At 41.3% G+C, this 25,478-nt stretch carries 23 protein-coding genes and 1 pseudogene; 11 read left to right on the top strand and 13 right to left on the bottom strand.

Going from position 1 to position 25,478, the window contains the following annotated elements; genetic code table 11:
- The first annotated feature begins 256 nt into the window (after positions 1-256).
- The 4 genes from tkt (at position 257) to PU02_RS01535 (ending at position 5,808) form a co-directional block, all read left to right on the top strand.
- On the top strand, positions 257-2,263 hold the full coding sequence (gene tkt / locus PU02_RS01555) for a transketolase (RefSeq protein ID WP_053943776.1): 2,007 nt from the start codon (positions 257-259) through the stop codon (positions 2,261-2,263).
- Complete coding sequence (gene gap, locus PU02_RS01550; RefSeq protein WP_053943775.1) at positions 2,260-3,270, top strand: type I glyceraldehyde-3-phosphate dehydrogenase; 1,011 nt, start codon at positions 2,260-2,262, stop codon at positions 3,268-3,270. Before tkt ends, gap begins: the two co-directional genes overlap by 4 nt.
- A gap of 234 nt (positions 3,271-3,504) precedes the next feature.
- Positions 3,505-4,701 (top strand): phosphoglycerate kinase, encoded by a 1,197-nt coding sequence (locus PU02_RS01540; RefSeq protein ID WP_053943773.1) that lies wholly within the window; start codon positions 3,505-3,507, stop codon positions 4,699-4,701.
- A gap of 81 nt (positions 4,702-4,782) precedes the next feature.
- The gene (locus tag PU02_RS01535; RefSeq protein ID WP_053943772.1) at positions 4,783-5,808 is read left to right on the top strand and encodes a class I fructose-bisphosphate aldolase; all 1,026 of its coding nucleotides are present in this window, start codon (positions 4,783-4,785) and stop codon (positions 5,806-5,808) included.
- 447 nt (positions 5,809-6,255) lie between these two features.
- Here the strand turns inward: PU02_RS01535 and tolB are convergent, their stop codons facing one another.
- The 11 genes from tolB to PU02_RS01485 form a co-directional block, all read right to left on the bottom strand.
- A complete protein-coding gene (gene tolB, locus PU02_RS01530) occupies positions 6,256-7,530 on the bottom strand; it encodes a Tol-Pal system beta propeller repeat protein TolB (RefSeq protein ID WP_236824036.1) in 1,275 nt (424 codons plus the stop codon).
- Between the two features lie 79 nt (positions 7,531-7,609).
- Positions 7,610-8,929, bottom strand: coding sequence for a hypothetical protein (locus tag PU02_RS06820; RefSeq protein WP_071628354.1), 1,320 nt, complete (start codon positions 8,927-8,929; stop codon positions 7,610-7,612).
- 64 nt (positions 8,930-8,993) lie between these two features.
- Positions 8,994-9,446 carry an ExbD/TolR family protein gene (locus PU02_RS01520; protein WP_053943771.1) on the bottom strand — a complete coding sequence of 151 codons (453 nt, stop codon included), beginning with the start codon at positions 9,444-9,446 and terminating at the stop codon, positions 8,994-8,996.
- A gap of 12 nt (positions 9,447-9,458) precedes the next feature.
- Positions 9,459-10,166, bottom strand: a complete 708-nt coding sequence (tolQ, locus tag PU02_RS01515) for a protein TolQ (protein WP_053943770.1) — start codon at positions 10,164-10,166, stop codon at positions 9,459-9,461.
- Positions 10,167-10,700: 534 nt separating this feature from the next.
- Positions 10,701-11,144 (bottom strand): tol-pal system-associated acyl-CoA thioesterase, encoded by a 444-nt coding sequence (gene ybgC, locus PU02_RS01510; RefSeq protein ID WP_053943769.1) that lies wholly within the window; start codon positions 11,142-11,144, stop codon positions 10,701-10,703.
- On the bottom strand, positions 11,137-11,310 hold the full coding sequence (locus PU02_RS06815) for a hypothetical protein (protein ID WP_158404017.1): 174 nt from the start codon (positions 11,308-11,310) through the stop codon (positions 11,137-11,139). Before PU02_RS06815 ends, ybgC begins: the two co-directional genes overlap by 8 nt.
- Positions 11,303-12,388 carry a Holliday junction branch migration DNA helicase RuvB gene (gene ruvB / locus PU02_RS01505; protein WP_053943768.1) on the bottom strand — a complete coding sequence of 362 codons (1,086 nt, stop codon included), beginning with the start codon at positions 12,386-12,388 and terminating at the stop codon, positions 11,303-11,305. Before ruvB ends, PU02_RS06815 begins: the two co-directional genes overlap by 8 nt.
- Positions 12,381-13,022: a Holliday junction branch migration protein RuvA gene (gene ruvA / locus PU02_RS01500; RefSeq protein ID WP_053943767.1), complete on the bottom strand. Its 642-nt coding sequence runs from the start codon at positions 13,020-13,022 to the stop codon at positions 12,381-12,383. The genes ruvB and ruvA overlap by 8 nt, the downstream gene beginning before the upstream one ends.
- 9 nt (positions 13,023-13,031) lie before the next feature.
- A complete protein-coding gene (ruvC, locus tag PU02_RS01495) occupies positions 13,032-13,529 on the bottom strand; it encodes a crossover junction endodeoxyribonuclease RuvC (protein ID WP_053943766.1) in 498 nt (165 codons plus the stop codon).
- A gap of 190 nt (positions 13,530-13,719) precedes the next feature.
- Positions 13,720-14,199 (bottom strand): DUF1465 family protein, encoded by a 480-nt coding sequence (locus PU02_RS01490; RefSeq protein WP_053944612.1) that lies wholly within the window; start codon positions 14,197-14,199, stop codon positions 13,720-13,722.
- A gap of 231 nt (positions 14,200-14,430) precedes the next feature.
- Positions 14,431-15,561, bottom strand: coding sequence for an OpgC family protein (locus tag PU02_RS01485; protein WP_053943765.1), 1,131 nt, complete (start codon positions 15,559-15,561; stop codon positions 14,431-14,433).
- Between the two features lie 136 nt (positions 15,562-15,697).
- Here PU02_RS01485 and PU02_RS01480 point away from each other — a divergent pair, with 136 nt between their 5' ends.
- From PU02_RS01480 to PU02_RS01465, 4 genes are all read left to right on the top strand, one after another.
- Positions 15,698-16,384, top strand: a complete 687-nt coding sequence (locus PU02_RS01480) for a thiamine phosphate synthase (RefSeq protein ID WP_053943764.1) — start codon at positions 15,698-15,700, stop codon at positions 16,382-16,384.
- Complete coding sequence (locus PU02_RS01475; RefSeq protein WP_053943763.1) at positions 16,381-17,430, top strand: tetratricopeptide repeat protein; 1,050 nt, start codon at positions 16,381-16,383, stop codon at positions 17,428-17,430. The genes PU02_RS01480 and PU02_RS01475 overlap by 4 nt, the downstream gene beginning before the upstream one ends.
- Positions 17,431-17,713: 283 nt before the next feature.
- Positions 17,714-18,286, top strand: coding sequence for an elongation factor P (efp, locus tag PU02_RS01470; RefSeq protein WP_053943762.1), 573 nt, complete (start codon positions 17,714-17,716; stop codon positions 18,284-18,286).
- A 3-nt stretch (positions 18,287-18,289) separates the two neighbouring features.
- On the top strand, positions 18,290-19,090 hold the full coding sequence (locus tag PU02_RS01465) for an inositol monophosphatase family protein (RefSeq protein ID WP_053943761.1): 801 nt from the start codon (positions 18,290-18,292) through the stop codon (positions 19,088-19,090).
- Positions 19,091-19,549: 459 nt separating this feature from the next.
- Here PU02_RS01465 and PU02_RS01460 read toward each other — a convergent pair.
- A pseudogene (locus tag PU02_RS01460) lies at positions 19,550-21,361 on the bottom strand (ABC transporter transmembrane domain-containing protein).
- Between the two features lie 185 nt (positions 21,362-21,546).
- Here PU02_RS01460 and rpmE point away from each other — a divergent pair.
- A complete protein-coding gene (gene rpmE, locus PU02_RS01455) occupies positions 21,547-21,768 on the top strand; it encodes a 50S ribosomal protein L31 (protein WP_053943760.1) in 222 nt (73 codons plus the stop codon).
- 1,126 nt (positions 21,769-22,894) lie between these two features.
- Here the strand turns inward: rpmE and PU02_RS01450 are convergent.
- Positions 22,895-23,641 carry a YebC/PmpR family DNA-binding transcriptional regulator gene (locus tag PU02_RS01450; RefSeq protein ID WP_053943759.1) on the bottom strand — a complete coding sequence of 249 codons (747 nt, stop codon included), beginning with the start codon at positions 23,639-23,641 and terminating at the stop codon, positions 22,895-22,897.
- A 380-nt stretch (positions 23,642-24,021) separates the two neighbouring features.
- Here PU02_RS01450 and PU02_RS01445 point away from each other — a divergent pair, with 380 nt between their 5' ends.
- Positions 24,022-24,696, top strand: a complete 675-nt coding sequence (locus tag PU02_RS01445; RefSeq protein WP_053944611.1) for a DUF1013 domain-containing protein — start codon at positions 24,022-24,024, stop codon at positions 24,694-24,696.
- A 173-nt stretch (positions 24,697-24,869) separates the two neighbouring features.
- Positions 24,870-25,403, top strand: coding sequence for a peptidoglycan-associated lipoprotein Pal (pal, locus tag PU02_RS01440; RefSeq protein ID WP_053943758.1), 534 nt, complete (start codon positions 24,870-24,872; stop codon positions 25,401-25,403).
- Positions 25,404-25,478: the final 75 nt, after the last annotated feature.

Raw genomic sequence — 25,478 nt, 5'->3', positions numbered from 1 at the left:
ACTACACACTTTTTTTCAGACGTTTATTGTATTTTGGAACATGTAAGCTGTTTTAGCAAGAAAAGCAGTAAGAAACTGTAAGAAATTGTCATTAAAAACTGGATTTTTAAGGATTGTTAGCATAAATGACTATGGATCTAGTAAGGTGGAAATAACGTTAATACATGATTTCGAGAGGTCTATATGAGTGGGAGGGCTATGCCTCGCGTTGTCGAAAGAATAACAATGGAACCCAATATAAAATGGTCTATCGCTCATGACAAATACTGAACGACAAAATCAAATGGCTCATGCCATCCGGTTTCTTGCGATTGATGCAATTGAAAAAGCAAATTCTGGCCATCCCGGTTTGCCGATGGGAGCTGCAGATATTGCGACAGTTCTCTACACACAATTTTTAGTTCATGATCCCAAAAAACCTTGTTGGTTTAATCGTGATCGCTTTATTTTATCAGCAGGGCATGGTTCTATGCTGCTTTATGCTGCTATGTATTTGTTGGGTTATGAAGATATTTCTCTCGAAGATATTCGCAATTTTCGCCAATTAGGGTCTCCTGTTGCAGGTCATCCAGAATATGGGCATGCTGCGGGAATTGAAACAACAACTGGGCCATTGGGACAGGGGTTGGCTAATGCTGTTGGAATGGCATTGGGTGAGCGCCTGCTTAATGCGCGTTTTGGTGATTTGATTGACCATTACACTTATGCACTTGTTGGTGATGGGTGCTTAATGGAAGGGATTTCCCAAGAAGCAATAGCTTTGGCAGGTCATTTAAAGTTGAATAAATTGATTGTGCTGTGGGATGATAATGGAATTTCAATTGATGGGTCCATTTCGCTTGCTGATAGTACAGATCAGGAAGCTCGTTTTAGAGCGTCTGGGTGGCATACGATAAAGGTTGATGGGCACAACCAAAAGGCACTGGCACGAGCATTAAAAAAAGCAAAAAACTCCGATCAACCAACGCTTATTGCTTGTAAAACAAAGATTGGTTTTGGTTCTCCACAAAAAGAGGGAACAAATAAGGTACATGGGGCACCTTTGGGGGCAGCAGAAAGTGCAGCAACCAGAAAAGCTTTGGGTTGGGATGCTGAGCCATTTTCCATTCCACCAAATATTCTTGATCTTTGGCGTTTGGCTGGTTTGAATGGATCTAAAAAGTGGCAAGAATGGGAGAATAAATTATCCGCTTTACCAGTCGAAAAGCGCGTTGAATTTGAATATTTTATGCGAGAGGAGCTTTCAAGCGATTTAGATCAAGTGCTTGATGCTTATAAGCAGCAATTGGTTGAGGAGTGTCCTGCTGTTGCAACGCGTAAAGCTTCAGAAATGGTTCTTGAAGTTATCAATGATGCTGTTATCAAAACAATTGGTGGGTCAGCTGATTTAACAGGTTCTAACCTGACCAAAAGCAGCCAAATGAAATCTATTACCGCTGATGATTTTTCAGGGCGTTATCTCCATTATGGTATTCGCGAACATGCTATGGGAGCCATCATGAATGGGTTGGCTCTTTATGGAGGGTTTATCCCTTATGGAGGGACCTTCTTGTGTTTTGCTGATTATATGCGTCCTGCTATGCGGTTGTCTTCTTTAATGGGATTGCGTGTTGTTTATGTGATGACCCATGATTCTATTGGTCTTGGTGAGGATGGGCCTACGCATCAGCCGGTTGAACACCTAGCGGCACTACGTGCTCTACCAAATCACTATGTTTTTAGACCAGCTGATGCTGTTGAGACCGTAGAATGTTGGCAATTGGCTTTAAAATCTCTCAAGACACCTTCTACTTTGGCTTTAAGCAGACAAAATGTGCCGCTTGTACGCCAAGAAAATGTAGAAGATAATCTTTGTGCATTAGGGGCTTATGAATTATTGGCAGCCAGTGATGAAGCTCAGGTGACAATCTTTGCTTCAGGTTCAGAGCTTGATATTGTCGTTAAAGCACATGCTGTCCTGGAAGCAGAAGGAATTGCAACGCGTGTGGTTTCTGTTCCTTGTTTTGAGTTGTTTTTCGCACAGTCTGTTTCTTACCAGAAGGCGTTAATTGGTAATTCGCCTGTTAAAGTTGCTGTTGAAGCTGCCGTTCGACAGGGGTGGGACAGTTTCATTGGAACAGATGGTGTGTTTATTGGAATGGAGGGGTTTGGTGCAAGTGCACCAATAGATACTTTGTATCAACATTTTGGTATTACATGCGAAAAAGTGATAACTAGTGCGAAAGAAAAGCTTGCACAGATCAATAAGGAAAACGTGAAATGAGTGTTCGTGTCGCAATTAATGGGTTTGGTCGTATTGGACGGAATATTTTGCGTTCTATTGTTGAAAGTGGGCGTCAGGATATTCAAGTTGTAGCTATCAACAATCTAGCTCCAATGGAAACAAATGCACATTTGTTGCGCCATGATTCAGTGCATGGACATTTTCCTGCAACTGTCAAAGTGGTAGGTGATGATGCTCTTGATGTTGGATATGGCCCGATTCGTATAACGAAAGAACGTGACCCAATAGATTTGCCTTGGAAGGATTTCAATATCGATGTTGCGTTGGAGTGTACAGGCCACTTCACCTCGCGGGATAAAGCAAGCGCTCATTTAAAAGCAGGAGCAAAGCGTGTTCTCGTTTCTGCACCATCTGAGGGTGCAGATTTAACGGTAGTTTATGGGGTTAATCACCAAGCTATCAATAAAGAGCATAAAGTGGTTTCAAATGCTTCTTGTACAACCAATTGCTTGGCGCCTATCGCACAAGTTTTACACCAAACTGTTGGTATTGAAAAAGGGTTTATGACAACGATCCATTCTTATACGGGGGATCAACGAATTTTGGATGCAACACACCATGATCTTTATCGTGCACGAGCTTCTTCCCTTTCAATAATTCCAACATCAACAGGGGCTGCTCGGGCTGTGGGGTTGGTTTTGCCAGAACTAAAGGGTTTGTTAGATGGCGTGTCTTTGCGTGTTCCAACGCCTAATGTATCTGTTGTTGATCTAACATTTGTGGCTAAGCGCTCTACAACAGTGGAAGAGATCAATGAAGCTTTGTACATTGCTTCTCAAGGGGCGCTTCAGGGAATTTTAGGATATACAAAGGAAAAACTCGTTAGTTGTGATTTTAATCATGACCCTCATTCAGCAGTTGTTCAAGAGGACCAAACTAAAGTAATTGACAGTCTTTTATGTCGGGTGCTTGCTTGGTATGACAATGAATGGGGATTTTCAAATCGCATGAGTGATACAGCTGTTGCTCTCGCTAAAACTCTGTAAAAAATGATCAGATTTTTTGAAAAAAAGACTACGAGAAGACTCTTCATAAAAAAACAAAAGAGCATGTTTTCAAATGATATGGGGTATGGTCTCGATATCAAGAGGTTGCTCTTTATAGGAGAAGAATATTCGTTAATAAGGGGTATAAGACTTTTTGAGAAGTTTTTGAAAAATAGGGAGAGTTAAAGGGGAGATGGTAGCAATGAAGTGGACAAGATAGGAGCATAAAGGATAGTGACGACATTGCGTACAATTGATGACGTTGATGTTACAGGAAAACGCGTATTAGTACGGGTGGACTTTAATGTGCCGATGTCACAAGGCAAGGTTTGCGATCAGACGCGTCTTGAACGGCACAAGGAAACACTGGTTGCGCTTCAAAGGCGGGGAGCACGGCTCATTCTCCTTTCACATTGTGGTCGGCCTAAGGGGAAGGTTGTACCAGAATTGTCACTGCTTCCTGTTGCGACGGCACTAGAAACCCTTATGGGGCAAAAAGTTCGCTTCGTAAAGGAATGCTTAGAACCTTCAGCTCGTGTGGCTGTTGAAGCTCTGCAGAATGGTGAAATTCTCCTTTTCGAAAATCTCCGTTTTTATCCAGGTGAGGAAGAAAATGATGGTGATTTTGCTAAAATATTAGCAGAATATGGGGATCTTTACATTAATGATGCTTTTTCTGTTTCTCACCGAGCGCACGCTTCTGTTGAGGCTATTACGCGCTATGTGCCTTCTTATGCAGGCTATGCTCTTCAAAATGAGCTCCATGCCTTAAAACAAGGTCTTGATGAGCCTAAGCATCCTGTGGTTGCTATTGTTGGGGGTTCTAAGGTTTCAAGTAAGCTTTTTGTGCTTAATCATTTAATCTCAAAGGTTGATTATTTGGTTATTGGAGGGGGAATGGCCAATAGCTTTTTGATGGAGCGTGGCTGTTTTATAGGAAAATCTCTGTGTGAACCAATGCTTATGGATACGGTTAAAAATATCACTGAAAAGGCACGGGAAGCTCATTGTACGCTTGTTTTACCAGTGGATGTTGTAGTGGGGTCGAAATGTGAAAAAGATGCGCCACACCGCTGTTGTTCTGTCGATTCTATTGCTGAAGATGAGATGATTTTGGATATTGGAGAGCGCGCTATCGAGCATATCAACAAGGTTGTTGGTGTTGCTGCAACGCTTCTTTGGAATGGGCCACTTGGTGTTTTTGAGATACCTCCTTTTGATCGTGGGACAATTGCAGTGGCACGCCATGTTGCAGCATGTAGCCAGAAGGGGCAGTTGATTTCGGTTGCTGGAGGTGGTGATACAGTTTTTGCTCTTAATCATGCCGGGGTTGCTCATGAATTTACCTATCTTTCGACAGCAGGTGGAGCATTCTTGGAGTGGCTGGAAGGAAAGACACTCCCCGGAATATCTGTTTTGATACAGACCTAAAAATTGATGTTTTTAGTATATTTAAGTGAGATATGAGAGTTTATTACGCTCGTTTTGAAATAGGAAAGAGAGGAGCTTTTAATGAGAGAACGTCTTGAAGATATCGCCTTTGCTTTAGTCAATGCAGGAAAGGGAATTTTAGCAGCAGATGAAAGTACGGCTACGATTGGAAAGCGTTTTGAAGCTATCGGTGTTGAGTCAAGCCAAGAGAGCCGTCGTGATTACCGTGAAATGCTGTTTACAGCAAAAGAAGCTATGGAATGTGCTATTTCTGGTGTGATTTTATTTGATGAAACGATACGCCAAAAGGCATCAACAGGTCAAAATTTGACAGATCTCATCCGTGATGTGGGTGCTTTACCGGGGATCAAAGTAGATACAGGAGCAAAGCCGTTAGCAGCTTTTGCGCATGAAACAATTACTGAAGGGTTGGATGGATTGCGTGAGCGTTTAAAAGATTATTACGCTTTAGGGGCTCGTTTTGCTAAGTGGCGTGCTGTTATTGCGATTGATGATAGCTCTTTACCGACAAGAGGTGCATTGCGCCAAAATGCGCAAGCTTTGGCACGCTACGCTGCTTTATGTCAGGAGGTTGGTCTCGTACCGATTGTGGAACCTGAAGTATTGATGGATGGTCCCTTTCGTCGGCATTCTATTACACGCTGTTTTGATGTGACGCATACTGTTTTAAAAATGGTATTCGAAGAACTCTTTGAGGCGCGTGTTCAATGTGAAGGAATGATTCTAAAACCTAATATGGTGATTGACGGCAAAGATGCGCGTGAGGCTTCTGTTGAGGAGGTTGCTGAAAAAACCGTTCATGCTCTCAAACAGACAGTTCCTTCTGCTGTTCCGGGAATTGCTTTTCTTTCAGGTGGGCAATCAGATGAAGAGGCAACGGCTCATTTATCTGCTATGAATGCTTTGGGAGCTATGCCTTGGAAATTAACTTTTTCGTATGGGCGCGCATTACAGGCTGCTGCTTTGAAGGCTTGGGGTGGAAAGCGAGAAAATATTACTGTGGCGCAAAAGGCTTTTTATCATCGTGCAAGGATGAATCATCTTGCTGCCTTAGGAAAATGGACAATAGAACAAGAAAAATCTTGAGATTTTAGTATAATTAAGGGCATATCTCCCCATTTTCTTGGTGCTTGCATTCCTGATGTAAAGGCAATTTATGTTAAATATAAAGGCAGTTTATGTTAAGCGCTAATGGGGGAATCTTGTTAGATTTTTGCCTGTGGAATGGGTGTGCACTATGTTTTGTTCCCTCGATTACTCATGAAGTAAAAGAATATTCGTGAAGTGAAAAAAGAGGAGCAATAGGGACAAATGTAACATGGTGAATTATCCTTTGATTTGGGATTTATTACATTGAGTGGAAAGCGAGAAAATATTACTGTGGCGCAAAAGGCTTTCTATCATCTGTCCACTGTTGTGCACATCTACTTAAGGAAGGTTAGTCTTACTTAGGGAAGGTCGGCCTATAAAATCTTAAGGGAGATCACTCTACAAAATATTGTGAAGACTGTTCCGGTTATGATGTCTTTTGGTTTAGTTTAACAAAGGGGACCATGCCGGGTCAGAAGCGTTATGGGTTGTGGGTACTTTACGCTCATTACGTCCGGTGATGTCAATGGTGTAGAGGTATGCTCCTTGTTCTGCGTCTTGACGAAAAAACATGAGGATGCGGCCATTTGGTGCCCAAGTAGGCCCTTCATTATGGAATCCTGTTGTTAAAAGCCTTTCACCTTTTCCATTAGGGTGCATGACGCCAATGGAAAATTGGCCCTGATGTTGCTTCGTGAAAGCGATATAATCACCCCGTGGTGACCAGATCGGCGTGGAATAACTACCATCATTTTCAGAAATACGATGAGGGTTTTTTCCATCTGCATCCATGATATAGAGCTGTGGCATTCCTTCACGGTTAGATGAGAAGACAATTTTCTTTCCATCTGGCGAATAGGAGGCGGATGTATCTATAGCCTTTGTAGTTGTTAGACGCGTTGTGGTCCGTGTGCGTAAATCCATGGTATAGAGATTTGCGCTCCCATCATTTTGTAAGAGACTCATAATCACTTTTTGTCCGTCAGGCGAAAAGCGCGGAGCAATAGTCATATTGTTGAAGGTTCCAATTAATTCTCTTTGCCCCATCTCAATTTGTTGAAGATAGATATTGAGCGTTTTATTACTGTCGTAAGCCATGTAGGTAATTTCTTGCCTATTGGGTGAAAAGCGTGGGGTGAGAACAAGTTCATTACCGTCAGAGAGGTGGCTCAAATTTGCTCCATCTTGGTCCATGATAGCTAGTCGTTTAATGCGTGCATTTTGTGGGCCTGTTTCATCGATGAAAACAATGCGTGTATCAAAATACCCACCTCCTCCTGTCATTTTGCTATAGATTTCATCCGAGATCATATGCGCAACACGTCGCCAATGTTCTGGTGCTGTGTAGAAGCGTTTTCCTTTGAGCTGCCTTTTGCTAACAACATCCCATAGACGAAAATCAATTCTTAACCGTCCTGTGACTTCTCGGTGAACATGCCCAGTGACTAGCCCTTGAACATGTTGCCAATTTGAAAAATTAGGTTGACTATTTGGGTCGGTAATATGTTCAGAAAAAGAGGTTTTTTGAAGTGGCAAAAAAAGCCCTGAGCGTTCAAGGTTTGCTGTGATAACAGCAGCGATTTTCTCTCCCGTTGAATCATTGGAAACAAAGTCTGTGATAGCAATAGAAATGGGGTTAAAGTCAGCGTCAGCAATGGTTCCTTTCAGTTGTGCATGGGCAGAAAAACAAGAGAAGAAACCCATAGACACACTGATCATAAGCCAGGCAAAAAGAAAATTCTTTTTTATGGTTGTCATAAATTTCCCCCCTTTTATCTGAAACAAATAAAGAACCATTTTATGAAGCCTTTCCTTGAAGAGGATCAATATTGAAATCAAATCCTTGCCCCCATAAATTATATTGGTCACGTGGGAGATCTGCATAGGGTTGGCATGCAAAAACAGCAGCATACACCTGCTGCATCATGACGCCTTTTTGATTTTCATCTCCTTGCAGTGTATCGATAATTGGTTCTCCCTGTACCATCCCATTATAGTCTAATTGAAACTGTAGTCGTACAATCGGGCGATTTTGTAAATTACTTCCAATTGCAACAAGTTTCAATTTTTTTTGAATACAGGCACCTGCAAGATTAACAAGTGTTTGGGCTATATCTGTTGAATTTCCACTTTTTTCTCGAGCACCTTGGGCCTCTGGATTGTGAGAGCGTTTTGCTCCACCACCCTGTGCGGCTGCGCGATTTATAAGATTTTGTTCGTCCATTGCGAGGATATCGTCAATGGTTTGCTCACCTTTTTTAGGAGAGGTATCTGCAGGTTTTTGTGATTTTTTGTCGCGTATTTTAATTTGTGGTAGAGGAGCTTTTTCTGGTATTTGCATTACTGTTGTTTCATCGTGAGCTTTCTTCTCTGCGGATTTAGGCTTACTTTGTGGCGTTATTGGAGCTGGTAGCTTCAGGGGCAGATCTGCTATCGTGTCGCTGTGGGTTTCTGAAAGAGGGATCTCAGGCGCATTTTTGGGTATTATTGGAGCCGCTTTAGGCTCTGTTTTAGGCTCTGTTTTAGGCTCTGTTTTAGGCTCTGTTTTAGGCTCTGTTTTAGGCTCTGTTTTAGGCTCTGTTTTAGGCTCTGTTTTAGGCTCTGTTTTAGGCTCTGTTTTAGGCTCTGTTTTAGGCTCTGTTTTAGGCTCTGTTTTAGGCTCTGTTTTAGGCTCTGTTTTAGGCTCTGTTTTAGGCTCTGTTTTAGGCTCTGTTTTTTGTGGTGCTTCTAGAGCGCTTTTTTCACCAAATGAAGGGGAATATGTTTCAATGTCACGTGGTTTTTCTCGAGGGTTTAAAGGAGTCTTATGATCTAATGTTCCATCCCCTATATGACGTGCTTCTTCGAGTTCACTGAGGTTTTTTGTGGGTTTAACACTAGGAGTTTTATCAAGAGGAGCACTCAGAGAACCTTGCAGAAGGGAAAGTTCTTGACTAAGAGGAGCTAAAGTAATAGGGACTGCCTCTAGCTGCTGGGGAGGAGGTGTGGGATGAGTAAAATTCATCACTCCAAAGCTAAGCAAGAGACCATGAAGCGCAAAAGAGGATGCTAAGCTCCATTTTATGGAGCTATTAGAAGAATTGTTCGTTACATCTCTTTGCTGGCGAGTATCCACCATTATTTGTTGTCCATGTTCGTGTCAATTCTGTAGCGGTTCACCTAATTACAGGGGATCGCACATCCTATAATGCTAAACTGGCTAGTGCAACGTTTGAAAAACCAGCCTTTTGAATATCTGCAAGAAGCTGCAAAACTTTTTGATATTCAATCGTTTTAGCTGCACGGACAAAAATACGCTGTGTGCTTTGTGCAGGATCAGTTACTAGGAGGCTTTGCAATTGTGCAATGAGAGCTTCAGAATTATCATAGTAATCATTATTGATAGCTAAGCGCCCCTTTTCATCAAGGGAGATGGTTAAAGGAGAACGATCAATTTTTACGGGAGCAGCATGACTTTGCGGTAAATCAAGCGGAACACCATTAACTAAAAGAGGGGCAGAGACCATAAAGATAATTAATAAAACCAGGATGACGTCAACAAAGGGTGTGACATTAATTTCACTGATTAAATGGTTGTGGGAACGGTACCGCCTTCGAGAGCTTTTCCGAGAAATAGGAGAAACAGAAAGGGCCATAAAATTTTTCCTTTACAAATTTGACGCAACCTTTTCATCAATACGGCGCGATATGATGCTTGAAAATTCGTCAGCAAAATCTTCTATCTGTGCGATGATTTTGGCGCTTTCATGAGTTAATCTATTATAAGCTATAACAGCTGGAATTGCTGTGAACAGGCCAATTGCTGTTGCCAAGAGTGCTTCGGCAATACCAGGGGCAACAATTGCAAGAGATGTATTTTGAGAAGCCGAAATTGATAAAAACGAATTCATGATACCAATAACTGTTCCAAATAAGCCTATAAAAGGAGCTGCTGATCCGATAGTTGCTAAAAAGATCAACTTCGATTCTATTTTTGCACTTTCACGTCCCAAGGTGAGGTCCATCGCTTTTTCAATTCTCGTTTGTAGATTGAGAGAACTATGAATGCCCTTTGTAAGAGACTTTTTCCATTCTACCATTGCGGCAACAAAAACTGCAGAGATACTCGTGACATTTTTATTTTTGCATGTTGCATAAAGTTCTTCTAAAGTCTGTCCAGACCAGAAAAAATTTTCAAATTGTTTTATATCACGCCGTATTTTGGGGTAAATAAACATCTTTTCTAGGATAATGCTCCAACTCCATACAGAAGAAATGATAAGGCCAATCATTACAGCTTTAACAACCCAATGAGCTTGCGCGAACAAAGCCCACATACCCATGACCTCTGGATTGGCAAGTTCTACATGCGGCATAAATTCTATTCCTTACAAATTACGTGTTTCTGAGGGGTCTCATATATCTCATAAGTCTTAATTTTTGATATATTGTGTCATTTTTAAAATTTGAAAAAGTAAATTATTTTCCATAAAAATGGCTATGATAAGTAAAGAGTGATTTTCTCTTAGAAAATGTGAAGCAGTTTTAGAAAATATAAAATAGTTTTGAAAGATGTGAACAAAGCAGGATTATATAGATTAAGGAGAACAAAAAACAATAATCTGGGGGAAAGAGTGGATATTAGAGTTTTCTTAAAAGGATCTTTTCTAGAAAAAAGATTTTGATGAAAGAAAGCTGGAAGAGGAAAAGATTGGGGAGAAGAGATCAGAAGAAGGACATCATTTTTTGCAAACTACAAGAAGGCAATTGCTCTTCTCTCTTCTTCCGATCTCTTCGCGATGTTGCAATGTTCCTGCCCTTTGCGAGATGTTGCAACGCTCCAACCTTTTGTGACGTTGCAATGTTCCTTTGCGGAAAGAAGATTTCAGGTTCGTAGCTGTAGGTTTGTTTTAAGTGCTTTTTTGAGGAGGAAAGAGATCTTGGGGAATGCGCCTTGGTTTTCCTTCTTGGTTGATAATGGCAATTTCAACATTGGCCTCAACGAGGAGTATTTCGTCTCGCATGATTGATTGAGCCATGAAAAGACGAGCACCTTGTATATGACTGATCCGTGTTTTTATTGTTAGAAGATCATCAAGTTGGGCAGGGCGGGAAAAATTAATATTCATGCGTCGCACAACGAAAAAAAGCTTTTCACTTTGTGAATTCGATGCCAAACCAATATTATCTAAACCAATTGTTCGTAAAAATTCTGAACGACCGCGTTCAAAAAATTCCAAATAACGTGCATGGTAAACAATTCCAGAAAAATCAGTATCTGCAACATAAACACGTGCTTGAAGATTATGAAAGGAGTGAATGTAAGAAGGGGTGTTTTGCGGTGTGTCAGTCATTATTTTGTTTCCACAAATCAGGTTGTTTTGATGATTGAGAATGGGGTGCTGCAATGTCTTGCCTTGATCCAGTCTGCGTTGGAGCAGGCAGCTCCAAATGCGCCCATGCTTGAAGATTATGAAAGGAGTGAATGTAAGAAGAGGTGTTTTGCGGTGTGTCAGTCATTATTTTGTTCCCACAAATCAGGTTGTTTTGATGATTGAGAATGGGGTGCTGCAATGTCTTGCCTTGATCCAGTCTGCGTTGGAGCAGGCAGCCCCAAATGCGCCCATGCTTTTTCTGTAATCACGCGTCCACGAGGGGTGCGTTGAATAAAACCTTGTTGCAAAAGGTAAGGCTCAATAATGTCCTCAATGGCATCTCGTGGCTCTGAAAGAGCTGCGGCGATTGTTTCAATACCAACGGGGCCTCCTAAAAAAGTTTCTGCAATCAGAGTGAGATAATTACGATCTAGTGGATCAAGGCCAAGATGGTCAACTTCAAGCCGGGAAAGAGCACTATCAGCAAGGGTTCGGTCAATGGTTGAGGCGTTTTTAACTAAAGCAAAATCACAAACACGGCGCAAAAGACGACCTGCAATACGTGGTGTTCCGCGTGCGCGACGAGCAATTTCATGCGCTCCATCGTCGCTGATGGGAACAGAGAAAAGACGTGCATTGCGTTTCACGATATATTCTAATTCTTCAATGGTATAAAAATTTAGCCGAATGGGAATGCCAAAACGATCTCGTAAAGGAGTTGTCAGTAAACCTAACCGTGTTGTGGCTGCTACTAGAGTAAATTTAGCCAGGTCAATTTTTACTGAACGGGCTGCAGGGCCTTCTCCAATAATTAAATCAAGTTGGTAATCTTCCATGGCAGGATATAAAATTTCTTCAATAGCTGGGCTTAGACGATGAATCTCATCAATAAAAAGAACATCTCTATCTTCTAAATTTGTTAAAAGAGCCGCTAGATCACCTGCTCGAGCAATAACAGGACCAGAAGTGGAACGAAAATTAACACCAAGCTCTTTTGCCATAATTTGCGATAGGGTCGTTTTCCCCAAGCCAGGAGGTCCCACAAAAAGAACATGATCGAGAGCTTCATGACGTGCCTTTGCGGCTTCAATAAATATCTTTAAATTAGCGCGAGCTGCTTCTTGACCAATGAAGTCACTTAAAATTTGTGGTCTTAGGGAACGATCAGGATCATCCGGAAAAGAAGAATTGCCAAGAAGACGTTGATTATCGTTTTTATGCATCTGAACCTTTTGTCGAATGAGAAGAAAGAAGTTGTAGGCTATGGCGAATGAGAAGAGCTGAAGATATGTCCTTTCCTTCAAGGCTATTCATAGCTTTAGAAAGAGCATAGCTTACTTTATCACGCTCAAATCCAAGTTTCATTAAGGCAGAAAGTGCATCAGTGACCATTTGGTGGGATGGGTCTGATTCTTTCATGGGAATATGAGTTATGCTCTGATGAGAAACTTGAGATGGCAATGCTTTATTTTTAAGCTCATTGATAATTCTTTCGCTGACAGTTTTTCCTATGCCAGGGGAACGGCTGATCATTGCAATATCATTGAGTGTGATCGCTTGTGCAAGCTGAGAAGGAGACAATGTACCCAAAATTGCCAAAGCAACTTTAGCTCCCACACCACGAACATTTTGCAAAAGGCAAAACCAATCTTGCTCAACCTTTGTTTCAAAGCCAAAAAGACGAATTGCATCTTCACGAACATGCGTTTCGATAAATAAATGAAGGGTGCTTCCCTCTGCTGGTAAAGAAGCAAGTAGACGGCTGGAAACAAAAATAACATAACTAACGCCTTGAACATCTAGCAAAATATGATCTTCAAAGACACCATCGAGAATACCTTTTAATTTGCCAATCATGACCCTTCCTTATCGTTGATGAGAAAGGCTTTTGCGATGCATACTGTGACACAATGCAAGTGCAAGTGCGTCAGCAGCATCAGAACCATCAAATTCAGCACGAGAAAGAAGCATCTTAACCATTTTATGGATTTGTTCCTTTGTTCCATGACCAACACCAATGACAGATTTTTTAACTGTATTTGGTGCATATTCAAAAACGGGCAGTCCACTTTGTGCGGGGACAAGAAGTGCAATCGCGCGTGCTTGACCAAGTTTTAAAGTGGCTGTAGCATCTTTATTGACAAAAACATGCTCAACAGCTGCTTCGTGAGGCATAAATTGATGAACGACGTCTGAAAGACCTTGATGAAGCTGACAGAGCCTTGAAGCAAGAGGATTCTGTGCATCAGAATGGATCGTTCCGGCTGCAACAAATTGAAGGTGACTTCCAGAAAAGTCGATGATCCCCCAGCCTGTTCGTCGTAACCCTGGGTCAATGCCTATAATACGAATCACTTCTAACATGAAAGAACTTTATGTTATTTTTTTGCCCTTGGATAGATGGAGTGGTGGAGGCAGAAAATGCCACAATCGCGTGAAATGTGGAAAAATGAGAGCCAGGATTAAAGAAGAAAAATGGAAGCCCTTGAGAAAAAATGAAAGCCTCTGGAGGAGTGATTTATCGATTTATCGTCACAATTCTAAGAATATTGGTCTAAGAATGCTGGAAGGCTCTTTTAAGCTTTTGAATATGCTCATTTACAGGATTGATCTGTTTCAGATTATGAACAAAGCCTTTATCTTTACTGTGATGAATATGCCGCATGCGTTCTTCTAAACGCAGAGAGCGTGTAACAAAGTCCCGAAAAATTCCTGGTAATTCTTGCCAGTACACAGCCTGTGGCCCAAGAGAGAGTGTGCGAAAGGATATTTTGGCAATTTCTTTCTCTATTTGTTCAGGGGACATTTCCCCTTCACGTTCTGCACGAAATAAGAGGAGCCTAGAGGCAATTTGCATCAGACGTGTGCTGAGATACATTGCTTCTTTCGCATAAAGGGTTGATATTTCAAACGGAAGGTCGCGTGCTGTTACTTTACCTTCTCGGTCAATATAATCGGCAGTTTCTTCGATTAACGACATTGTCTCATCATAAAGGCGGTCCAGCGTGGCATCGAACGCATTATGCTCAACCATAATAATGGGATCATCTGCGCTGCCATCTTGAGAGTGGTCGTCGTAAGATTTCACGTTTTCATTCTCCAATATGAAAAAGGAAAGACGATAAAACTGGAAAGAAATACCACATAAAACATGTTTCTTTCAATTGCATCAGAGCCTACAATGCCTTGTCTTTTCAGATTGTGCAAGGCATTTTTAAAACCAAGGTTAATACCAAAGTTAATGGAGGACACTGAAAGCGTGAAGCTATGAAGAAAGGCGAAATTTCCGATTTGCATAATATTCACAACAATAGGCAACGGCAAATTGCAAACCAATACCACCAAAAACCAAGAAGCTGTCGGATAAGAATGTTCTTGTTGTTAAAATATTGATGACTTGTGCAGCCATCGCAACAACAGTACCAGTTGTAAAAACTGGTAACCCGTGTTTTCCTAAAATTGTCAGGCAATGTCTATTGGAAAGGTTAAACCGTTCATATAAGCATGGAAGACAGAGAATGAGAGAGGATAAAGAGATGATATGCAGGAGACGGGGAATACCTAAAAATGTTTTGTTAAAGTCAAATAATGGCCAAGACCAGCCGATCCACGCCAAACTGCCCCACCAGTGAAGACGAACCCATAATAACGATAAGATAAGATAGCTGATTGCAGCAAAAATAATCAAGGGGCGACAGATAATGCGTCCACCCTGCTTGATGTATAAGGTGGATGTGAGACCAATGACGAAAAGAAATTGCCACGATAAGGGGTTTAAAAACCAATGCCCAGGAAGTGGGTAGGAGGGAGGAGCAGTTCTATAAAAACTACATACCAAATAAAGGACAAATGAACCCAAAAGAAAGAGCCCTTTATTCTTGCTGCTTAAATAGAGAGCAAAAGGAGAAAATAATGCGAAAACGATATAGAGAGAAAGAATATTATTATAGCCTAATTGATGACCAAAACTCAGCAAGCTGAGAAATGCAATGAAGGGATCTGTGATAAATAAACTAATGTTGTTCTTTGCGATAAGTTGATCACATTGCCAAATAAAAAAAGCTCCTATAAAAAAGAACAATGTAATAAAACTGGTTGAAAGATATGCTGTGTAAAATTTTAAAGCTCTCTTAAAAGATTTGCGTATATGCGTTGTTATTTTTATCTCTTGAGGAAAATCTTCTTTGCATGTTAGTCCAAGTGCAATTCCTGAGAGTAAAACAAAGACCTCTGTCGAATCAGAAAAGCCAAAGTTCTTATGTGTCATATGGCTATAGATTGTTCCAGGAATATGATTGATGAAAATTGTTAATAGCGCTAAAGAACGAAAAACATCAACATGTGTGTTCCGGTGAGATGACGCTGAAGAATGGGAAACAACATTGTTATAGGTCATCGAGAAAGAGGCTTTCTGTGAGGAGATCAGTGAGATTGATTTCTTTTTAAATGAATAAAGGCAAAACGCGTTGGTGGTTAGAGTCAATTACATCGGCTATATAAGATAAAACACTGCAAGTATGCAAGGATAGTCTATGGTACAATACAACAAAGAGATAACGGCTTCGCACCTCTATCCTCAGCTGGTTTTAACTGTGGATGTTCGGCGTAATTTGGAGCCTTCATATTTGCATTCGGTGTTGCAGACAGGGTTTTTTCCTTGTGTAATTGTTTATGATTCATTGAAATGCCAGGGTGATGAATTTTTTTTACAAAAAGAAATTCAACGTTATGGTGATGCAATTCAGCAAAATGGTGCAGCCCTTATTGTTGTAGATGATAGCCGTATTGCTGGCCGCGTTAAAGCAGATGGGATACATTTTGAGGGAGATATTGACGCTTGCCAAAATTTTAAGGATCGGGCAAAAGAAGAAAATAAAATTATTGGTTTTGGTAATATACGCGATCGTCATACGGCGATGGTTGTTGCTGAATCTGGTGTCGATTATTTATTTTTTGGAAAATTAGGTGCGGATAAAAAACCACACGCTCATTCACGCAATCTTTCTCTAGCACGATGGTGGGCAGAAATAATGGAAATTCCTGCTATTATTCAGGCAGGAAGTGATGAAGGAATGGTCGATGAAGCCATAAAAACAGCGTGTGAGTTTATAGCTATTGAAGAGATGATTTTCGCTCATGAAAATGCTGTAGCTCTTTTGGGAAAAATAGTACAAAAATGCAGGAATGCACCTTTGCCTAGAGGAAGGATTCTATCATGATGAAATATTTGGTGCGTAGGATAATTCTAGCAATTTTTTCGTTTTTTATGACGAATGCAGCTCATGCTGAAAAAAGTGAAATAGAAAAATTGCAGAGTCCGTTAAAGATGTTGCAAGATTCAACAATTGGTGAAGGAAAGAGTGCATCCCAACCTATCAAGCCAGGAGAATATGATGAAGCTTATGATTATTACTACCAAGGTTATTATTCGACGGCTTTGCGTTTAGCTCTTAAGCGCGCTGAAAATGGTGACCCATATGCGCAAACCTTAGTCGGAAAAATATGTATGGAAGGTTATGCTCTTCCTTTTGATGGGGGATGTACAGCTTTATGGCTTGGGCGTGCTGCGGAACAAGGCGATGCACACGCACAATTACGCTATGGATTGATGATGTTTAATGGAACATTTGTTCCAAAAAATCAGGAAAAAGGCGAAGAATTGATCCATCAAGCTGTGCAAGCCGGACTGAGAGAGGCTTATTTTTATGCTGGGCAATTGCTCCTTAAAAAAAGCGCACCTCCTCAATCAGCTCTCCAAGTGGCAGATGTATCTAAGCGTGATGATGAAACAAATACCAATGAAGCTTTGGTACTTTTCTTGAAAGGCGCTGCTTTGGGAGATTCAGAGGCTGCTTTGGCTGCTGCAGAGATTTTGGTTGTTGGAACTAAAAAATATCCCAAAAATGAAGGATATGCGCGGCAGCTCATCTCTATTGCAGCACAGCATAAGAATGCAACAGCCCAAATTATTTTGGCACAATGGTTAATACAAGGCCGTGGAGGAGAGGTTGATCTTAAAAAAGCGTTTTCTCTGCTCTTTCAGAATGCCCACAATGGCGCAATACCGGCGCAGATTAATTTGGCAAGGCTTTATTTGAATGGTATGGGGGTTGAAAAGGATGTGGTTATGGCCGCTGCATGGTACATGGTAGCACAAAGAAGCGATGCACAGGCACCCGATCTTGATAAGATATTGAAAAATATGACAGAGGCCCAGTTAAAAGAATCCCAAAATAAAGCTATTCAGCTAACGTCATGGCTTTAAATCACATTAAGAGAATAAAAGAGAATATAGGATAAATAATTTGCCTCTCATGGTATAGAGACTTCTCAAATTTATCAGTAAATAGGATGCTATAAGAGAGGTCTTTAAGATATTTGTGTGAGAGGGCTTGAGATCATTTTAATGACAGAATTTTTAAAAAGTTTTCTTTTTTAATATTCTTGCAAAAAGTTGAAAAGCTGAGATACACAATGCAAAATCTCTCAAATAATGAAGAGATATTGAAACAATGAAATCGAATTTAAACGACAATTGGATGTAAACAATGAAAATTAATGGGAATGAAATTCGGCCCGGTAATGTGATTGAACATCAAGGGAGCCTCTGGGTTGCTGTGAAGTGTAATGCTGTAAAACCTGGTAAGGGTGGTGCTTTCAATCAGGTTGAAATGAGAAATATCGTCGATGGAACGAAGCTTAATGAAAGATTTCGTGCAGCAGAAACTGTCGAAAAAGTGCGGCTCGAACAAAAAGATTTCACGTTTCTTTATCAACAGGGCGATATGTTGGTTTTTATGGATACGCAATCATATGAACAGCTTGAATTGCAAAAAGATTTTGTCGGAGATCGTGCTGCTTTTTTACAAGATGGTATGACAGTTACAGTTGAACTACACCAAGAAAAGCCCCTTGGGATATCATTGCCAGATCAGGTAACGGTTACTATTGCTGAAGCTGATCCAGCAATTAAAGGACAAACGGCAACAGCATCCTATAAACCTGCTGTTCTTGATAATGGTATGCGCATTCTTGTGCCTCCTTTTATTCAGTCGGGGGAGAGGATTATTGTTGATACGAATGAATTAACTTATATTCGTCGTGCAAGTGAAAAGGGATAAAATATGGCGCGTTCTGCTCTCATGAATGTCATGGTTCAAGCAGCTCTCAAGGCAGGTCGCTCTTTAATACGCGATTATGGTGAAGTTCAAAATTTGCAGGTCTCTTTGAAGGGACCAGCGGACTATGTTAGTCAGGCAAGTCACAAAGCTGAAAGGACCTTGCTGACTGAATTGATGAAAGCACGGCCAAAATTTAGTTTTTCTACAGAACATTCAGAAGAGATCATAGGAGAAGATGCCCAGCATCGTTTTGTTATTGAACCTTTAGGTGGAACGACCAACTTTTCACATGGGATCCCTTTTTTTGCTGTTTCAATTGCTTTAGAACGTCAAGGGCAGTTTGTCGCAGCTGTGATTTATAATCCTATTTTAGATGAACTTTTTACAGCTGAACGCGGCCACGGGGCTTTCTTTAATGACCGACGTTGTCGTGTGGCTGGGCGAAAAAAGCTCGTAAGTTGCGTTATTGGAACGGGGATGCCTCGTTTGGGGAAAGTGTATAATGGTTCTTTTTCTAGTATTCATGCGGTGACGGTTGAAGCTGCAGGAGTACGTTGTTTCGGGGCTGCATCTCTTAATTTGGCTTATGTTGCAATTGGAAGATTAGATGGTTTTTGGGATGATGCGTTGTCCATGTGGAATGTTGCCGCTGGCACTGTGCTGATGCGTGAAGCTGGGGGGTTTGTCAATATTCAGGCAGATGAAAAGAACCCTTCACACGTTAAAAATATTGTTTCTGGAAATGAAATAATCTGTTCAGAGTTAGAAAAAACTCTTGCAAAATCTGCCTTAAGAAAATCGTGAAATACCCCATCATCCAATTATATTGTTAGACTTATCACATAAAGACGCTGATTTTTAAAAACACTAATTTGCATATAAAGGCGCTTATTTTGAGCGAAAGAGCGCATTTATCGCGTTAATGGTCGCCTAGCATAGAGATAATGAGAGAATGCACTGCTAAAGAGACTGCTAAAGAGGAAGAGAGGGTGCACCGCTGAGGGGGAGAGAATATTTTTTACACAGAATATTGTTTACACCAAGTTATTGACACCAGAGACAATTTTGTACCAGGGACAATATTGTTTGCATTTGAGGGAATGTTATTCGTGGCAAGTGGAACATGGCTTATGCAGAGGGGAGAATGTTGGCAAAATAAGCTAGGACGAAGCGAAGCAGGATATTTGCCTACGATAAGATAAGGAAATGACATTTATGGTGTGAGAGGAACGTAGTGTAAGGGGAAGTGATGTTTTACTCTCTTCAATTTTTTATGGGTGAAAACTGCAATTGAATCCATTGTGCATAGATACCATTTTGGGAAACGAGTTGTTCATGAGTTCCTTCTTCAACAAGTTCGCCTTGATCGATCATGAGAATGCGGTCTGCTTTTAGAACTGTTGTCAAATGGTGAGCGATGATTATCGTTGTTCGGTTGTGCATGAGCTTTTCTAAAGCTTTTTGTACGAGATGCTCATTTCCTGCATCTAGGGCTGAGGTTGCTTCATCCAGGAGTAATAATGGAGCATTTTTTAAGATAGCCCGTGCAATACCAATGCGTTGTTTTTGCCCACTGGAAAGCATAACGCCTTTTTCTCCAACATGGCTATCAAGGCCGTCTGGTAAATTTTCAATAAATTCATATGCGTTGGCCGTTTTAGCTGCGGCTATGATCTGCTCTTGAGATGCATGTTGGGTTCCAAAAGCTATATTATCACGCAATGTACCATCAAAAATGGCAATGTCTTGCGGAACATAAGCAATTGAGGAGCGTAAATCGTGAAGAGAAAGATGTCTAATATCAAGACCATCAAACTGGATGTGACCACTTACTGGGTCATAGAAACGTAAAATGAGGGAAAAAAGAGTGCTTTTACCAGCCCCAGATGATCCGACGAATGCAACCGTTTCTCCGGGTTTTATTGTAAAAAGATATCTCTTGTAAGACTTTTTTTTGCGGTCTTGAAGGGTAATGAAAAGAAACTTTGTTGAAAGAGATCTCACCTCTGGCTGGTTTTTTGAGCATGAGGGGAGGATGAAGGGTGGTAATGGTTGTTTTTCTTGCAAAAGTTCGAACAAGCGTTCTGCTGCTCCCCCTGCTTGCATTAATTCAGCACCAATTTCTGATAATTGTGCAAATGTTGCGGAAGCAAAAACAGCATAGAGGAGAAATTGGCTAAGCGTTCCGCCAGACATCGTTCCATTTAAGACATCTTGAGATCCAATCCATAGAATGGTAACCACACTACTGAAAACGAGGAAAATAGCAAATCCTGTAAAAAAAGAACGCAGCTTCACTGAAGTTTGTGCTGCTTGAAAAGCTCGTTCAATCAGGATTACAAATTGGGTTTTGATAAATTTCTCGCAAGTGTAAGATTGCACAGTTCGAATGGCACTCATTTGCTCTGCAGCCAAGACAGTAGCATTAGCCGAGCGAGCCTGTGCTGTCCGTGTGCGTTTGCGGACTCTGTGCCCCAAAATAACCAGAGGCAGAGATATGAAGGGGATTGCAAGTATAACAAGCAGTGACAATTTGGCATTGGTCGCGACCATCATGACAAAGGCACCAATGACCACAATAATATGGCGCAGAGCCGTGGAAGTTTTGGATCCAATGGCCAATCTCAATTGGCTTGCATCTGCTGAAAGCCGGGACATAATATCACCAGAGTGTGCATGGTCAAAAAATGCGGGTGAAAGGTGGATGATATGGGAGAAAATGTCACATTGTAGATCAGCAATAATGCGTTCCCCTAGGGTGAGGACACAATAATAGCGGCATGCCGAAGAAAGGGCCAAGAGAAAGGCTAATATCAACAAGACGCCAAAATAAAAATGGATTGTGTCATGCTGAGAGATTGTGTCATGCTGAGAAAAGGTAAAACAATGGTCCAGCGTTTGGCGAATGGCAATGGGGAAAGCGAGTGTGACTAAGGCAGCTGTGAACAAAGAGATAAGTGAAAAGAAAATAAGCCAGGGATGACGAAAGAGATAGGGACGTAGATTAGACAATAAAGAGAAAGAACGCTTTTTATCAGCACTGTTCTTTTTCTGTCCAGAAGGGGGAGTGGACATCTGGAGAGAAGGTTTTTTCATCTATTTGGCTTAAAATTTTGATTGATTGACACTGCCTAAACCCTTGTTTTTTGATGTATGCTCAGTTATAGGGGGAGAGCGATATCCGATTAATATATCAAAAAGGTGAAGAGAGTACACCGAAAAAACTCTTTTTTGCTTTTTAAAAATAGAAAGTTTGCTGCATGAAAGCTGATATTCATCCTGATTATCACAAGATTAGCGTTGTTATGACTGATGGCACCCAGTACACCACACGTTCTACATGGGGAAAAGAGGGAGATACTCTTCGTTTGGATATTGATCCAAAGACTCATCCGGCGTGGATTGGTGGTTCTCAAACACTGGTGGATCGTGGGGGACGTGTTTCGAAATTTAAGAGCCGTTTTGGTAGTCTTGGTGTTTGAATGATTTGATCTTGGTCTTGAAGAGGATCAAGGATAATGCGGGTTCCTTCTAAGAAGGGTGCCCGTTTTTAGTTATAGATGGTGAGCCGCTTGCGCTTTTTCGGATAGGTTTGCGGCTTTTTGGCAAAATGCTCTTTGCAATTTATCTGGTGATGTTGCCGACTGTGATTCTTTAGACAAGGGTGCCCGCGTGAGATAGATAGGGGGACTGCGTGAGGGTAAACAAGGGTGCAATGTGAGGATAGACAAAGGTAGCGTGTGAAAAGCCTTGCAGGGAAGAGGGGAAATTTTCTAAAAGCCTTCTTTCAGAAAACGTAATTTCATTCTGGAAGACAAAAAGAAACATCTTTCGTTTTTGACAAAAAACTTGATCCCTTAAAAATTAGATTCCCTAAAGAAGGGCTTGCTTGTGCAGAAGAGAGAGTCTGCCTGCGTAGAAGGAGGCTCTGCTGTAGAAGGAGCGCCTATTATGTAGAAAGGGCATCTGTTATGTGGAAGGAATGCTCTTGCCTGCGTAGAAGAGGGTACCTGCCTGTGTAGAAGGAGGCTCTGCTGTGGAAGGAGCGCCTATTATGCAGAAAGGGCACCTGCTATGTGGAAGGAATGCTCTTGCCTGTGTAGAAGAGAGAGTCTGCCTGCGTAGAAGGAGGCTCTGCTGTGGAAGGAGCGCCTATCATGTAGAAAGGGCACCTGCTATGTGGAGGGAACGCTCTTGCCTGTGTAGAAGAGGGTGCCTGCCGCCTGTGTAGAAAGAGGCTCTGCCGTGGAAAGAGCGCCTATTATGCAGAAAGGGCACCTGCTATGTGGAAGGAATGCTCTTGCCTGTGTGGAAGAGGGTGCCTGCCTGTGTAGAAAGAGGCTCTGCCGTGGAAAGAGCGCCTATTATATAGAAAGGGCACCTGCTACGTGGAAGGAATGCTCTTGCCTGTGTGGAAGAGGGTGCCTGTCTGTGTAGAAGGAGCATCTGCCTGTCTGTTCGTATATGGCAACCACGTTGAGCCTCTTTCATGTTGAGTGTGCCGAAAATGATGGCTTGAAGCTGACAACATTCTAGATCTCAAACCCACGTTACCACATCCAATACTCGTGATATAGTTGAGACCTCAGATTAATAATTTTGCTAAAATCAGGCTGATAATTTTGCTAAAAGTTCATCACTCACATCAAAATTAGCATAAACATTTTGGACATCGTCATCTTCTTCCAGAGTAGTAATGAGACGTAAAATGGAAAGTGCCTTTTCTTCATCAACAGAGGTAAGAATGTTTGCTTTCCAAACTGTTTTAATTGATTCTGCTTCACCAAGACTTGCTTCTAAGGTTTTTGAGACCTCACCGATATTTTCGAAAGAGCAAGTAATAAGGTGGCCTGTTTCTTCAGATTGCACATCTTCAGCTCCTGCTTCAATAGCTGCATCCATAATTTTTTCTACACTACCTGCTTCAGTTTTATAGATGATTTCCCCAATGCGATTAAACATAAAACTAACAGAGCCTGTTTCCCCTAAGGCTCCTCCTGCTTTAGTGAAAGCGGCACGTACGTTAGAAGCTGTACGATTCCTGTTGTCGGTTAGTGCTTCAACAATAACAGCAACACCACCAGGGCCATAGCCTTCGTAGCGTACTTCATCATAGTTTTCAACATCATTCCCAGAAGCTTTTTTGATAGCGCGTTCAATATTATCCTTGGGCATTGATTGTGACTTAGCATTCTGAATGGCCAGTCTTAAACGGGGGTTCATGGATGGATCAGGAGATCCCTGTTTGGCTGCAACCGTGATTTCACGCGCAAGTTTAGAAAATATTTTCGAACGCATCGCATCTTGCCGCCCTTTACGATGCATAATATTTTTAAATTGTGAATGGCCAGCCATGGGTCTTTTCTCCGTATGCCTAAAACTTGTTTGTGAGCATAAATGCCGCACAGGAAGCTTCATAATTGAGCTATGTCTTTATAAAAAAAATCACCTTAAAGGTAAAGATCTTCAGGTAAGTATCATGAGATGTCTTGTCGTTGTATAAAAATCGCGCTATAAAGACGATGAGGGGTGCTGTTATGGCGCGGTTTATTTGTGCCAGGGGGTGTCTCTTGCCTTGTGTTTATCTGGGGTGGAGAGATAGGGTTTTGTAAAAGATAACGAATCCTGTAGTTCTTAACAATTTTTACTCTCAAAGTAAGCGATTCCCGTTTTAACTGAGTAAAAAGAAATGATAATTTACCTTCGATAGAGAGATAATGGAGGATACAAGAAAAATGGCAACGCAACTTTTAATGCCCAAAGCGACCGCTGTCTGGTTGGTTGATAATACAGCGCTTTCTTTTGAGCAGATTGCAGAATTTTGTCGTTTACATGTTTTGGAAGTTAAAGCCATTGCGGATGGTGAAGCAGCTCATGGCATTAAGGGGTTGGACCCTATCAGCTCTGGGCAACTGACACGAAGTGAAATTGCACGTGTTGAGGCAGATCAAACGGCGCGGTTGAAAATATCTGAAACAAAAGTGCATATTCCAGTTGTTAAGCGCAAAGGTGCCCGTTACGTTCCTCTTTCCAGGCGCCAGGATCGCCCCAATGGGATTTTATGGTTGGTGTTAAATCATCCAGAATTAAAAGATGCACAAATTGCACGGTTGTTGGGAACAACAAAAACAACCATCGAGCAAATTCGTAACAGAACCCACTGGAATAGTGCTAATCTCGTTCCTCTGGATCCTGTGGGTTTGAGATTATGTTCGCAAATAGATTTGGATATTGAACTGAAACGTGCAGAGAAAAACCGCCCTATTCCTGAGAAAAAAGATGAAACTTTATTGCCCACATCTGTAACAGAAAATTTTATTGAAGATGAAATAATCAACAAAGAGTTTAATGCGGATACTGTTTTTGCAAAATTGAATGCTTTACAAAAAAAGCAGGAAGAAGAAATATAAGGCATCAATTGAGAATATCATTCCACAATGATGCTATTTTTTATTGCTAGAAGAGAATATTCTTTCGAAATAGTTATTAAAGGGATTAAGAGTCATTTAGGGGCGAGAGATTAGAGTTTCATCACTTTTTCAATATTGTGGTATGTGATTTTTGTAATAAGGAGAACAAGTATATGAGATCGGTTCAGAAGGGTATTTACCCGCTCAGTTTAGTTTTTTTGTGCTTGTTTGCGGTAGCTGGGTGTAGCAGGAAAGGTTTTAATTACAATAGAGATGCGGATCTTTCTATGCAAGGAGTTGGGGCAGGGCACAATGCTCAGATCAGTAGGGCTATGCCAGGCTCTGTGAGAGAATTTACAGTAAGTGTTGGAGACCGTGTGTTCTTCAGTCTTGATTCATCTAGTGTTGAAGAAGAAGCTAAACCTATCTTAAGGCGTCAAGCTGAGTGGTTGCTGAGGTATCCTCATTATAGAATTACAATTGAAGGGCATGCGGATGATCGCGGAACACGCGAGTATAATTTGGCTCTTGGGCAGAGCCGTGCCGTTTCTGTTCGTGATTATTTGATATCTCTCGGAGTTTCTCCACGGCGAATGGAAACAATTTCTTATGGGAAAGAGAGACCTGTAGCTGTATGTGATAATGCCTCTTGCTGGAACCAAAATCGACGAGCCGTTATTGCGATTTCTGCTGTTGAAGGGCATTAATCTGCCGTTGAAGAGCATCGAGAAGTTGTTGTAAGGCGAAGTTGTTATAAGGCAATATACGAAATTTCTGTATTT

Source organism: Bartonella ancashensis (genome assembly GCF_001281405.1).
Lineage (GTDB): Bacteria > Pseudomonadota > Alphaproteobacteria > Rhizobiales > Rhizobiaceae > Bartonella > Bartonella ancashensis.
Note: the sequence above shows the minus strand (reverse complement) of the source record. Positions and strands in the feature narration are given on the sequence as shown.